The sequence below is a fragment of the Flammeovirga sp. AWQ4_249 genome (genome assembly GCF_056161045.1).
Window position 1 is genome coordinate 117739 of the sequence record NZ_JBSWYJ010000016.1, and the last position, 13232, is coordinate 130970.

General features: G+C 31.2%; 11 protein-coding genes. 5 read left to right on the top strand and 6 right to left on the bottom strand.

The genetic code is table 11. The features are described from left to right. Nucleotides 1-227: 227 nt before the first annotated feature. The 3 genes from ACXAHM_RS13735 to fcl all read left to right on the top strand — a co-directional run bounded on the left by ACXAHM_RS13735 (nucleotide 228) and on the right by fcl (nucleotide 4391). Nucleotides 228-2243 carry a polysaccharide biosynthesis protein gene (locus ACXAHM_RS13735; RefSeq protein ID WP_474961019.1) on the top strand — a complete coding sequence of 672 codons (2016 nt, stop codon included), beginning with the start codon at nucleotides 228-230 and terminating at the stop codon, nucleotides 2241-2243. A gap of 10 nt (nucleotides 2244-2253) precedes the next feature. Beyond that, entirely contained in the window at nucleotides 2254-3366 is a 1113-nt protein-coding gene (gene gmd / locus ACXAHM_RS13740) for a GDP-mannose 4,6-dehydratase (RefSeq protein ID WP_474961020.1), read from the top strand. 80 nt (nucleotides 3367-3446) lie between these two features. After that, nucleotides 3447-4391, top strand: a complete 945-nt coding sequence (gene fcl / locus ACXAHM_RS13745) for a GDP-L-fucose synthase (protein ID WP_474961021.1) — start codon at nucleotides 3447-3449, stop codon at nucleotides 4389-4391. A 76-nt stretch (nucleotides 4392-4467) separates the two neighbouring features. Here fcl and ACXAHM_RS13750 read toward each other — a convergent pair whose 3' ends face one another. The 3 genes from ACXAHM_RS13750 to hemB form a co-directional block, all read right to left on the bottom strand. Further along, entirely contained in the window at nucleotides 4468-5784 is a 1317-nt protein-coding gene (locus ACXAHM_RS13750; RefSeq protein WP_474961022.1) for a tetratricopeptide repeat protein, read from the bottom strand. Between the two features lie 132 nt (nucleotides 5785-5916). Beyond that, entirely contained in the window at nucleotides 5917-7533 is a 1617-nt protein-coding gene (locus tag ACXAHM_RS13755) for a M61 family metallopeptidase (RefSeq protein ID WP_474961023.1), read from the bottom strand. Between the two features lie 111 nt (nucleotides 7534-7644). Further along, nucleotides 7645-8619: a porphobilinogen synthase gene (gene hemB, locus ACXAHM_RS13760; protein WP_474961024.1), complete on the bottom strand. Its 975-nt coding sequence runs from the start codon at nucleotides 8617-8619 to the stop codon at nucleotides 7645-7647. A 176-nt stretch (nucleotides 8620-8795) separates the two neighbouring features. On the opposite strand from hemB, the gene ACXAHM_RS13765 reads away from it, so the two are divergent. Beyond that, on the top strand, nucleotides 8796-8969 hold the full coding sequence (locus ACXAHM_RS13765) for a hypothetical protein (protein WP_474961025.1): 174 nt from the start codon (nucleotides 8796-8798) through the stop codon (nucleotides 8967-8969). 35 nt (nucleotides 8970-9004) lie between these two features. On the opposite strand, the gene ACXAHM_RS13770 is transcribed toward ACXAHM_RS13765, so the two are convergent. From ACXAHM_RS13770 to ACXAHM_RS13780, 3 genes are all read right to left on the bottom strand, one after another. Next, the gene (locus tag ACXAHM_RS13770; RefSeq protein WP_474961026.1) at nucleotides 9005-10015 is read right to left on the bottom strand and encodes a hypothetical protein; all 1011 of its coding nucleotides are present in this window, start codon (nucleotides 10013-10015) and stop codon (nucleotides 9005-9007) included. Between the two features lie 40 nt (nucleotides 10016-10055). After that, complete coding sequence (locus ACXAHM_RS13775; RefSeq protein ID WP_474961027.1) at nucleotides 10056-11810, bottom strand: mechanosensitive ion channel family protein; 1755 nt, start codon at nucleotides 11808-11810, stop codon at nucleotides 10056-10058. Nucleotides 11811-12008: 198 nt separating this feature from the next. Next, nucleotides 12009-12344 carry an RNA recognition motif domain-containing protein gene (locus tag ACXAHM_RS13780; RefSeq protein ID WP_474961028.1) on the bottom strand — a complete coding sequence of 112 codons (336 nt, stop codon included), beginning with the start codon at nucleotides 12342-12344 and terminating at the stop codon, nucleotides 12009-12011. 360 nt (nucleotides 12345-12704) lie between these two features. Here ACXAHM_RS13780 and yciA point away from each other — a divergent pair, with 360 nt between their 5' ends. Beyond that, nucleotides 12705-13112, top strand: coding sequence for an acyl-CoA thioester hydrolase YciA (gene yciA / locus ACXAHM_RS13785; protein ID WP_474961029.1), 408 nt, complete (start codon nucleotides 12705-12707; stop codon nucleotides 13110-13112). Nucleotides 13113-13232 lie beyond the last annotated feature (120 nt).

The window sequence follows — 13232 nt, forward strand, 5'->3', positions numbered from 1 at the left end:
ATACATATTCTTTTTATGCAAAAAAAAAAGACAATGATTTACTTTATTGGAAATAATATAACGTTTTGAATAATCATTAAGAAATCAAAATTCTATTTATCATCTAATTACTAAAAATTCACAGAAACTACTTTTATCATCTGATTATTAATGTGTTAATAAATTTATTTAATTATCAACATTGTACACACAACCCGCGTACAACTATTTAACTTAAAATTACCTAAATGAACCATTATCACTTTTCAAATAATCCGAAAAACAAAAGAGTTAAGAGCGGTGTAAATATTTTACACAATCTCTATGGTAAGAAAATGTTGCCTAGTTGGTACGTTTTGATTGTAGATAGTATTACAATATCCTTTTCTTTTGGTATCTCTGTTCTGTTGATGTATAATCTTAATTTTGAATCATCAATCGAATGGATGTCTGGACATATTGTCCAATTTATAATAAGTATATTCGTTTACAACATTAGTTTTTTCGTGTTGAATTCCTATTCAGCATCGATACGATATACCTCTTTTAAAGATTTAGTCAAGCTATTTTATGCAGGTACTATAGCCTTTGTTTCTCTTATATTCTTTGTCATCTTAGGAATGATGAATAAAGAAACAATGTTTGAAGATGCAGGGTCAATTTTCTCAATATTATCTATTCATTATTTTATTAGTTTATTCTTACTTGTTACTTCAAGAGTGATCTTTAGACAAGCACACGAAAGACTTTTAAATTCTGGTAAACCTAAAAGAAACGTTGTAATCTACGGAGCTGGTACTCTTGGTCAGATTACTAAAAATATACTAGAAGGTGACACTTCATCTAATACTAATATTATTGCTTTTATTGATGATGACTCTGTAAAAAGAGGAAAATTATTAGGCGGTGTACCTATCATGTCTAACCCAGACGTATTAAATGACAGGTTTATCCAAAAGAATAATATTGAAGAAGTAGTAATCGCTATTGATTCTATTACGTTAACTCAAAAAAGAGCAATTGTAGATCAATGTTTAGAGGTTAACCTTCAAGTAAAACAATCTCCTTCGGTTGTTTCTTGGATTAATGGAGAATTAAGCCTTAAGCAAATCAAGAATGTTAGAATTGAAGATCTTCTTGATAGAAAAGCAATTGAATTAGAAAAGGATAACCTACACTCAGAAATTGACTTTAAAACAATTTTAGTGTCAGGTGCTGCAGGTTCAATAGGAAGTGAAATTGCAAAGCAAGTAACTTATTATAATGCTGAAAAATTAATTTTACTCGATCAATCTGAAACTGGTTTATATGATATTGAAAGAAAACTAGTGGAATTGACAAAAGAGAAACCAATTAAACTTGAAGTAGTAATTGGAGATATTAGTCAAAGAGATCGTGTAGAAGAAGTATTTAGATTACATCAACCAGACATTATCTATCATGCTGCTGCGTATAAACACGTACCAATGATGGAAAGAAATCCATCTGAAGCAGTAAATGTAAATGTTCAAGGTTCTAAAAATATGGCAGATATGGCTGTAAAATACGATGCGGAAAAATTCGTAATGGTATCTACAGACAAAGCTGTTAATCCAACGAACGTAATGGGGGCTAGTAAAAGATTAGCTGAAATTTATGTTCAAAGTTTAACAAAACAACATCATTGCAATACTAAGTTTATTACAACAAGATTTGGTAATGTACTTGGTTCAAATGGGTCAGTGATTCCTCTTTTCAGAGAACAAATTGAAAAAGGAGGTCCATTAACAGTAACATCTGACAAGATCACAAGATATTTCATGACCATTCCAGAGGCTTGTCAATTAGTAATGGAAGCAGGAAGTATGGGAAATGGTGGGGAAATTTATGTATTTGACATGGGTAAACCGGTTAAAATCATTGATCTTGCAAAAAATATGATTAAATTATCTGGGTTAGAAGTAAATAAAGACATCGAAATAAAAGTTGTCGGACTAAGACCAGGTGAAAAATTATATGAAGAATTATTAAATAGTGAAGAGAACACAATCCCAACACATCATCCAAAAATTCTAATTGGAAAAGTTAGAGATTATGATTTCAATCACGTTAAAAATGAATTTGTTGAACTCTTCTCATTCATCAATGTTAATAACTATCTCTTAGTACAAAAAATGAAGGACATTGTTCCTGAATTTGTCAGTAAGAATTCAATTTACGAATCTATTGACAAGCGTAAAAGAGAAGGTATTTTAGATTTAGAAATAGTAAAAAAAGAAGCTTAAAACTCGAAAAATGAAAAAAGCCCTAATTACTGGTATTACCGGACAAGACGGTGCATACTTAACTGAACTCTTATTGAAAAAAGGTTATGAAGTACACGGTATTAAAAGAAGATCATCTTTGTTTAATACTGATAGAATTGATCACCTTTACCAAGATCCCCACGAAGATGGTGTAAAACTAAAATTACATTTTGGTGATTTAACGGATTCTATGAACCTTACTAGGATCATTCAAGAAGTACAGCCAGATGAGATATATAATTTAGGTGCCATGTCTCACGTACGTGTGAGTTTTGATACTCCTGAGTACGTAGGTAATGTAGATGCATTAGGTACACTAAGAATTTTAGAGGCCGTTCGTTTATTAGGATTAACTGAGAAAACGAAAATTTATCAGGCTTCAACTTCAGAACTTTACGGATTAGTTCAAGAAGTTCCACAAAAAGAAACTACACCTTTCTACCCACGTTCTCCTTATGCAGTAGCCAAATTATATGGATATTGGATTACAGTGAACTACAGAGAGGCTTATAATATGTATGCTTGTAATGGTATTCTATTCAACCACGAATCACCAATTAGAGGTGAAACTTTCGTAACAAGAAAGATTACAAGAGCAGTTTCCAAAATTGCTTTAGGATTACAAGACACTTTATTCCTAGGTAATCTGAATTCAAAACGTGACTGGGGTCACGCTAAAGATTACGTAAAAGCTATGTGGTTAATCTTACAGCAAGATGAACCTGAAGACTTTGTAATTGCGACAGGTGTCACAACTACGATTAGAGATTTCGTAAAAATGGCATTTGATCAAGTAGGTATCGAATTAGAATTTAGCGGTGAAGGTGTTAACGAAACTGCTAAAATTAAGGCTTGTAACAATCCAGAGTTCAAAGTAGAGATTGGAAAAACTGTATTAAAAGTCGATCCACAATACTTTAGACCAACTGAGGTAGACCTATTAATTGGTGATCCTTCTAAATGTAAGGAAAAACTAAATTGGGAGCCTGAGTATGATTTAGCAGGTTTAGTAGAAGACATGATGCAATCTGATGTTAAGTTATTCAAGAGAGAGAAATACTTAAAAGAAGGCGGTCATGATATCTTAAACCAATTCGAGTAATCTGATATTACTTGCAAGAATCACTTTAAGAAAATTAAAATAACACAACATAAATTCCCAAAAGGATAGAATAAATAGTAATGGAGAAAGGAGCAAAAATTTACGTTGCAGGACATAATGGTATGGTAGGTTCTTCTATAGTAAGAAAACTACAAAGAGAAGGATATACAAATATCGTTACTAGGTCTTCTTCTGAATTAGATTTGACCAATCAAGAAAAGGTTAAAGAGTTCTTTGAAACAGAAAAGCCAGAATATGTATTTTTAGCTGCCGCTAAAGTTGGTGGTATCTTAGCTAATAATATTTATAGAGGACAGTTTTTATATGAAAACTTGATGATACAAAATAATGTAATTCATCAAAGTTATCTAAATGATGTAAAAAAATTAATGTTCTTAGGTTCTTCATGTATCTACCCTAAAATGGCTCCACAGCCATTGAAGGAAGAATATCTTTTGACTGGTACTCTTGAGGAAACAAATGAACCTTACGCTATTGCTAAGATATCTGGTATCAAAATGTGTGAAGCATACAGAGACCAATATGGATGTAACTTTATTTCGGCTATGCCTACTAACCTTTATGGGTATAACGATAATTACCATCCAAAAAATTCTCATGTTTTACCTGCATTATTAAGAAGATTCCACGAAGCAAAGGAGAATAATGCTCCTAACGTTGAAATTTGGGGATCAGGTACGCCTTTAAGAGAGTTTATGTTTGTTGATGATCTTGCAGAAGCTTGTTATTATTTAATGGAAAACTACGATGAGAAAGGTTTTGTAAACGTAGGAACTGGAGTTGATCTTACGATCAAAGAACTTGCTGAAACAATCAAAGACATTGTGGGTTACGAAGGTGAATTAACGTGGGATTCTACGAAACCTGATGGTACTCCTCGTAAATTGATGGATGTTTCTAGATTAAAAGAAGCAGGTTGGACTTCTAAAGTTGGCATCCGTGAGGGTATTGAACTTACTTATGAAGATTTCAAAAAGAAATATGAAACGTTAGCGGAAAGATAGATTCCATTATTAATCATAAAAAAAAGCTAGAATTCTCACTTTGAATTCTAGCTTTTTTATTTTAAATACTTTGTGTCTACAATGCTTTATCAGTAGATACCAAGTGATTATAATATTCAATTGAATGCGTAGCAACTGGATAGTAAGGTCCTTTACGCGCATCTTGGAATGATTGAATAGCTTTTGGCAACTCTTTAGTTCCGTATACATAACCCATTAATAAGCTTGTTTTCACATACTCTTGAGGTGTAATATTTGAGTTACTTAAAAGATCTAAACCTGTATTTATCGCTTCTGTTTTCTTTCCTAATTTATGTAAAGCAACCAATTTATAAAATAAAATATTTCTTGCTCCTTGAAAGTTTGACAAACACTCTTCAGCATACAATAATGCTTTATCATATTTTTTAGAAGAGATTAAGATATCAATAAATTTATCATAAGCTTTTAAATAAAGTTTATCATATCCTTTGTAATCTTTTAATCCTAATTCAAATAAATGAATCCCTTTATGATGATGTTCTTCTTTTACAATGATATCAGCAAGTAAAATATTTGCTTTGATATAACTAGGATCCACCTTCATTGCTTTTTCAAGCATTTCTTTTGCTCTTGTAAAATCATATATATCTTCATAAGCAGAAGCTACAGCAAAGAAGTAATCTGGCTTTAACTTCGTAATAAACTGCTTATAAGGTCCAACATCAGCTTTATTAAGAATAGGCATTGCACTTGTATAATCTTCTAAGAAGTAATAAGCCATCCCTTTTTCATAATAATATTTTGCTGTTTGATTAATTGGTGCATTTGGTGAAAACTGAGATAATATCTTATCCGTAGTTTTTATTGTTTCGTGATATTTACCAATATTATTTGTAATCTGTGCATCTAAATACAAAGTTTCTAAATGCTCAGGTGAAATTTGTAATGCATTGGTAGTATATATCCTTGCATCAGAGAATTGATCTTTATAAAAGAAATAATTTGCTGTTTCTACACAAAGATTAATCTTTTTAATTGGATCACGCTCAACTTTTAACCAGTGATCAATGTTCTTTTTGTATTTTACAAAGTCACTCTGATTCTCAAAAACTTTTGATTGTGCAGAGTAAGCTGGTAAATAATTTTCATCAATAGAGATTACTTTCTGCCAATCTTGTAAGGCTTTTGTGGTATCCTTAATCATAAGATTACAGACACCTTTCCAATAATGTACTTTCGCAACGCTGTCAGATAAAGCAATTGCTTGCTCATATTCAACAATAGCTCTATAGTAGTCCTTAGATATTCTAAACTTTTCAGCATTTTTAAAGAAAAGTTCAACGGGATTTTTTTCTTGAGCTATAGCAGAAGTAGTAGTAAATAATAAAAAAATTAAGAGTAAATTTCTCATGTCAAAGAGATATGAAATTGAGTGTATATTTTAATTTAAAAAAGCTGCAGAAGTCTAAATTTCTAGTACAAAGAAGTCTATCTACATTTATGTTTTCTCAAGCTTAATAAATATTTACTAAATATAATAGATTTAAGTTATACTTAACTTAGAATAATACATGTTTTTCTTTGATGATAACTGTTTTAATAAAAATTCTCCCTCTCTTTCTACTAATAATTCAAATTTGTCCAATCCTAAAATTACCTTCTCAAAAGATTCAATTTTCTGACCATTAATTGCTCGAATTTTATCCCCTACTTCTATTGAAAAAGATGCGTTGTATGCTTTATCTATTACTTCTCCAGTTGCATTTAATTTAAGTCCAAAATCAGACATCCAACGACTCTTTGCATTACTTTTTTGGATATCCCAACCAAAGTATTCTAATGCCTCTTTTAATGGTTCTTCTAAATCAACAATACCATAAATATAATTTTTAAAGAAATCATCCATCTTATATCCTAAAATACTCTCTACAATAGCCTGAAAGTCTTTTGATGTATACCCTTTATTCGTTTTCCCAAAAGATGTATATAACTCCAGCATAACATCATCAAGGCTTTTTTCTTTGTTTGTTTCTTTTTGGATTTTAGCATCGAGCATCAATGAAACTAAGGCTCCTTTCACATAAATAGAAGTTTTTCGAGCAGGAATTCCTTTTTCATAACCATCCACCCATAACTCCAAAGAAGAATCTGCTACAGACTTCACAAATCGTCCTTGATTTTCAAAATGTCGGTCCAGTAATGTTATTAATTCTTTCCTGTACTGTTCTCGATCAAACACTCCTGCTCTATACAAGCACCAATCACCATAGTATGTTGTGATGCCTTCTGCTACATATCCTGTATCAAAATAACTTTCGTTGAATAAATCATAAGGCAATAATTCTTTAGGCCTAATTTGTTTGATATTCCAAACATGAAATAACTCATGTGAACTAACCCCTAATAGATTATTATAAAAATCAGTATTTAAAAACTCATTTGCAGGTCCTAGAGTAATGACCGTATTCTTGTGATGTTCTACTCCATGATAGTGTTTATAGGAAGGTAAAATACATAAATAATGATAGTCTTTATGCGGGAAAGATTTAAATATCTCAAGTTGCACTTTAGTGAAAGCTAAAAAGTCATTCCCGATTTTATTCCAATCAGGGTTCACTTTTCCTTGTAGCCAAATATGATGCTTACAACCTTCGTAACTAAATGTATGATGATGTAATGACTTACCTAATAGTATAGGAGATTCTGTCAACTCTTCAAAGTTTTTATACACCCATACTTCTCCTTCTTTATTTAGAGATGTGGCTATTTTAAAATCACTTTCAAAATGTAAGGATACAGTTCCTTTAGTATGTAGTTTTAACTCTGGAACAACCGCACATCCAATAAAATTAATTAAGCAAAAATCTTCATTTAGCCATGTTCCACCAGCATCTTGATGACGAGCATAATAGTTATAGGTTAATTGGATAGTATCTCCATCATTTATTTCACTAAGTAACCAAGTATTTCGGCCAATAACTTTTATAGAGCCTTTATTGACAGACATTTCTCTAATATTTTTAGCGAAATTCTGAACCTGATATCTTCCCGGTCTCCATAAGGGTAATTTTAAAATTTCAGACGAATTTGAAGCTTTAAAAGTTAATGTTATTTGTAAAAAGTGTGGATACTTCTCGTGTTTTTGTATTGAATACTGCATCTTTAATTGTTGATTTTAGAATTCAATTTAGTCAATATTGGTTTGGGAAGAAATAAAAAAACACCTAAAGATTGGCTCAATAGGTGTTTTCAATATATTAATCAGTTAATATTATTTTTTCAATAATACAGCTGCCTCTTTTGCAAAGTAAGTTAGGATCGCACTTGCTCCTGCTCTTTTGATACTTAACAACATTTCTAACATTGTCTTATCATTTTCCAACCAACCATTTTGAGCTGCTGCTTTAAGCATAGCATATTCTCCAGATACATTATAAGCTGTAATTGGAATATCAAAATTGTCAGATAATGTTTTGATAACATCAAGGTAAGATAAAGCAGGTTTTACCATTAAAAAATCTGCACCTTCTACGTAATCTAATTCAGCTTCAATTAGAGCTTCTTTAACATTAGCAGGATCCATTTGGTAAGTCTTTTTATCACCAAATTTAGGAGCTGAATCTAAAGCATCTCTGAAGGGACCATAAAAAGCTGATGCATATTTAGCAGAGTAAGACATAATAGATACCTCTGAGTAGCCATTATCATCTAAAACCTCTCTAATATAACCAATACGACCATCCATCATATCAGATGGCCCAATGATATCAGCGCCGGCTTTTGCTTGAGCCAATGCCATTTTACCAAGTACTTCTAATGTTTCATCGTTAATGATCTTACCATCTTTTACAATGCCATCGTGCCCATCAGAACTATATGGATCCATAGCAACATCTGTCATTAAAACAGCCTCTGGATATTTAGCTTTTATTGTTGACAAAGCCACTTGATAAAGTCCTTCAGGGTTACTTCCTTCCGTAGCCATACTGTCTTTCTTATCATCACCAAGTGACGGAAATAAACAGAATGATTTAATACCAAGATCAAGACACTCTCCGATTTCTTCAACTAATAAATCCAAAGTATATCTATAAATGCCAGGCATAGAAGGTACTTCCTCCTTTTTATTTTCTCCTTCAATCATAAATAAAGGAAAAATAAAGTCGTCTACCGTAAGAATAGTTTCTTGAACCATTTGACGGATACCTGCAGACTTTCTATTACGACGTGGTCTTCTTGTTAACATAGATCTATTCTAAATATTTTTCACAATTTATAGCTTCAATAATCGAGAATCAAGAGTTTCAATTTATTAAATCAGAAAGATTCCTTACAATTGTTAATATACGAATCTAAGGTACTTATTGCAACGTATATTGATATATACAAAGCACAAAAAACACACACAAAACAACGATCGCAATGAAAAAGTTTATTCTATTTACAGTACCAGTAATTTTCTTAGTATTAGATTTTGGAGTAATTAAATCTGCAACTGATGCTAATACTCAATTAGGTGTTATTATGGCTTCAATAGTTGCTGTAATGGTATCTGCAGTAGCTCTTCTTTGGATTCCAATGATGAAGAACAACTAATAGAAAAAATATTATAAAAAGATATAAGTGAGAGATCAATGAAAGTTGATCTCTTTTTTTATGTCCATAGTTAATGATCTTAATAAATTGGCCGGCTTCTCCATATCACAAATTAATTCTGATCTATCATAGTTTTGATAGTCAAATAGTGAAGTCTTGTCTCTTTCTTGAAGCATTCTATATTGTTCCAAACAGATCCAACAGCGGTTAAACACACCAATAGAATAATATTCTAGAAACTGATGATACTCTTTCTCTTTCATTTGATCATGAAGTGAATAAATTTGCTGCAGAAGTTCAATAAAAGTAGTTTGAATTTCTCTTACATCTTTACACCTAGTCATTAAGGTTTCAATACCTTCTTGAGCATCTTTGTATAAATCAAAAATATCATTTCCAAGTTGAGTGAGACCTCCTAATAGATAAAAGAAAGCTTCCTCATTTTTCGTCAGTTGATCGCAATAAAGCAACACATAAAAAAGGAAAGCATCTCCTCCTTTTCTTATTGTTACTTCAAATAATTCATCATCAGTTAATGGATTATTATTTGCAATAATTTGTCTTTTACTATCTTCTTGGGCTTGTAATGTTTTTTCAATAGCTGACCAAAGTAAATCTTTATTTGAAAAAGTTGAAATCGTTTGATTGAATAAATTTTGACAAAGAGCTTCAGCAGACGAAATTGGTTCTCTTTTATATTTTAATAATTGAATCACTTCTTGACTCGTTTTATCTTGTTCATCAAAAAAATCATCTACGATACCTGTTAAGCCTGCTTGAATTGTACTATTCAAACGAACCTTTTCATTCATTTTTATATCCGAAAATTTATATAACAGTTCTCCTAGAATGGAAGGAACAAGCAATCCATAAACTGTTTTAAACTTCTTAAAATCTTTTGAGGATAAAGAAGAATCTGCATTCTTAAAAAAAGGCAATAATAGAGGTGTAATCTTCTTTTGGATATAGTTCTTTTGGAACAAAATATTCTTGATTACAAAAAATATTTTTGGGAATGTCTTTATTATCCTAAAAAATGAAATCATAAAGTGAAGTTGTCAAATACTTCTAAGAAATTCAAATTTTCTACTTTGTACCTCTTCTTTTCGGTGGCTCTTCTTTAGGGTCATTTTCCTCTATATCATCTTTCATTAACTTAAAATCAGGTATTGTTATCTTATTGTCTTCTCTGTTTGCTCTGTAATGAGGAGACATTAATTCGATATTTTCCCTTGAAAAAATATCTTGCATATTTTGATGTAAAGAAGATAATATTCGTGGTATCTTAGAAGGTTGACGTGTAAAGGCATTCAATTCATAGCGAACATAAAAATCATCTAAATAGGTTTGAAGAACAAAAGCTTTATCACTATTGATAATACCATCTGTATCATGAGCTGCTTCGAGTAATAAATCATGTACTTTTCTCCATGGTATATCAAAACCTACGGTAACAGATGTGTGAATAATTAATCGATATTTATTAATTGGTTGAGAATAATTGATAGTATTGGATTCTGATATTTTACTGTAAGGAACAGTAATGATCTCATTTTTGGTTGTCTTTAATCTTGTCACAAATAACGAACGCTCCACAACTTCTCCTGTTACATCATCTATTTTGATCCAATCCCCTATTTTAAATCTTCTCATATAAGTTATCACAATACCGCTTATTGCATTAGTGATCACAGAAGTAGAGCCTATAGACAACAATATACCTACAAAAACAGATATACCTTGAAATTCTGTTGATTTTGCACCAGGTAATAATGGAAAAATCATGATAGCCATGAAGGTATACAACACAAACTTTATGATTTTCATCGTTGGAGGTACCCAATCTGGAAAGAATCCATTTATTTTCAAACGTCCATCAGCGATGGCTACTGCAAATATATTGATAAACCTCATTGCATAATGGAACACAAAAACGATGATTATGATTTTTAGTAAATTAGGTATATAGGCTATCATTGAGTGCACAATATCAACTACTGGATTAATAATGTACCCCAATACTTGATCAGAAAAATCTCTCAATGGAGGAGAAAAACGACCTACAATGGGCAAGTATAGTGAGATTAATATAAAAATTAAACCTACTCTAATGGCCAACAAAGAATATTTAGCTATTCCTCTTTGATTCCTTTCTGAAAGTATATCAATATTTCGAATCGATTTATTTTTAAACCACGTTTTCCTTTTTTGATAGACTTTATATAGTAAGATCCTATAAAATCTATTGATAATCGTAATGAGTAATACAATGACTACAAGACCGACTAACGCTATAATTCCTGAGGTCTTCCCTTGATAATTAATCTTATCATGTAAGGAATCATTTATTCTTAATTGTCGATATTTTGATAATGCTAAAACAGTCTTTTTTTCATTTAAGGCATCAGAGGTATCTACAATATGAATAATTTTACCTTTGTATTTTAATAGATAGGTTTCTTCAAAAGGTTCTAAAACAATAGAATCTGTAAAGTATAATGTATTTTCTGCAATTTCTATAACTGAATCTTCAATCGCATTTGCTCTCTGTTCAGCTGTAAGTCCTAGCCTACCTTGAACATAAAATAAAGTATCTCTGAATGGAACAACAGGTTTTCCTTTGTCGTGAGTAGCTAAACTAACGCCATGTACATTAGTTGATACAGAATCTAATTTCGCCAATTGCCTTAATAAGTAATCTCTATATACAGAATCAGCTACTATTAAGCTTTTGATCTCATTGTATAGATCAGCTTTGGGTTTAATATCCTGACCAAATAAAGTGATTAGATTAATAAGGGATAATAAGGTAGTAAAGATTATTTTTTTGTAACTGATCATTCTTTTCATCAACTTTTCCAACACATGACGACTGAAAAACTATAATGATTGTATTATTATAATACACTTATATACTGATTCTTAGCTTTAGGTTTTAGCCGTTTTGGGTAATAAAAAGTTAATAAAAATTTAGACAAAAGAAAAGGCATGATAAACGAATTATCATGCCTTCAATATGTTTACTTAGATTGGGAAAGATTAGTATCTTCCACCACCTCTATTGTAACCACCGCCGAAACCACCACCGCGGTTTCCGCCACCGTATCCACCACCACGGTTTCCACCGTTGTTCTCACGTGGACGTGCTTCTTTAACTACAATAGTACGGCCATCTAATTCTGACTCATTCAAATTTTCAATTGCAGCTGTAGCTTCCTCGTCGTTTGGCATCTCTACGAAACCGAAACCTTTTGAACGCTCTGTTTCGCGGTCAAAAATAACTTTAGCAGAAGAAACTTCTCCAAAATTTTCAAATAAAACTCTTAATGACTCTTCTTGAGTATTGTAATTTAATTTTGCAACAAAGATATTCATCTTCAACAAATAAAATGGTAATAAAAAAAACAAATATTGAGATGAAATATCAGAAGTGAAAAACGTTCAAAAACTTGGAATGTCCTTATTTCAAAAGTGATTTACAAAGGAAACTCAACTCATATACCTGCAAGGTAGGCAAAAATATTAGAAGTATACACTAAATTATTAAAAAATCTATATTAATTTTAGAATCATTAATCTTTCAATAATAAACAGATTGTCAATCAATTATGAAATATAGGTAAACTATAAGTGTATTTAATGTTTATTTTACTCTTTTGTATATCTACTTTATCCATTCACATCCCCTTTAAAATTTAACTATATTTACAAATTATCTATTCTAAAAACATCAAAATGGAAAACGAAAAATTACCTGAAGGAGAACTATTACTAAGAACTCTCGCTATGCCTGCTGATACTAATGCTAATGGAGATATCTTTGGTGGATGGATCATGTCTCAAATGGATATCGCTGGAGGAATCTTAGCGAAAGAGACTGCTTTAGGGAGAACTGTGACAGTTGCAGTAGATGGGATGACTTTCCACAAGCCTGTTAGTGTAGGAGATGCAGTCTGTGTGTACGGAGAAGTTGTACAGACTGGTAGAACCTCAATGAAAATTCATTTAGAAGTTTGGGCGAAACCATTATTGAAAGGTCATGGTGAATTAAATAACTACCTAGTTACAGAAGGCTTATTTGTTTATGTTTCTATTGATGATGAAAAGAGACCTAAACCAATTCCCGAAGAACATAAAGTATAAAAACATGAGTCATCCCTAATTTATATGATTATAATAATAAAGGGATGACTCATTTTTATTTATAAGCCAAAAAATAGTTATTGTATCGACCAAGAAACCTTAACTATTATACCAATGGCT

Coding starts and splice junctions, on each gene's coding strand:
- yciA (WP_474961029.1), top strand. CDS start 12,705: ATGGAAAACGAAAAATTACCTGAAGGAGAACTATTACTAAGAACTCTC.
- fcl (WP_474961021.1), top strand. CDS start 3,447: ATGGAGAAAGGAGCAAAAATTTACGTTGCAGGACATAATGGTATGGTA.
- gmd (WP_474961020.1), top strand. CDS start 2,254: ATGAAAAAAGCCCTAATTACTGGTATTACCGGACAAGACGGTGCATAC.
- hemB (WP_474961024.1), bottom strand. CDS start 8,619: ATGTTAACAAGAAGACCACGTCGTAATAGAAAGTCTGCAGGTATCCGT.
- ACXAHM_RS13765 (WP_474961025.1), top strand. CDS start 8,796: ATGAAAAAGTTTATTCTATTTACAGTACCAGTAATTTTCTTAGTATTA.
- ACXAHM_RS13755 (WP_474961023.1), bottom strand. CDS start 7,533: ATGCAGTATTCAATACAAAAACACGAGAAGTATCCACACTTTTTACAA.
- ACXAHM_RS13780 (WP_474961028.1), bottom strand. CDS start 12,344: ATGAATATCTTTGTTGCAAAATTAAATTACAATACTCAAGAAGAGTCA.
- ACXAHM_RS13750 (WP_474961022.1), bottom strand. CDS start 5,784: ATGAGAAATTTACTCTTAATTTTTTTATTATTTACTACTACTTCTGCT.
- ACXAHM_RS13735 (WP_474961019.1), top strand. CDS start 228: ATGAACCATTATCACTTTTCAAATAATCCGAAAAACAAAAGAGTTAAG.
- ACXAHM_RS13775 (WP_474961027.1), bottom strand. CDS start 11,810: ATGATCAGTTACAAAAAAATAATCTTTACTACCTTATTATCCCTTATT.
- ACXAHM_RS13770 (WP_474961026.1), bottom strand. CDS start 10,015: ATGATTTCATTTTTTAGGATAATAAAGACATTCCCAAAAATATTTTTT.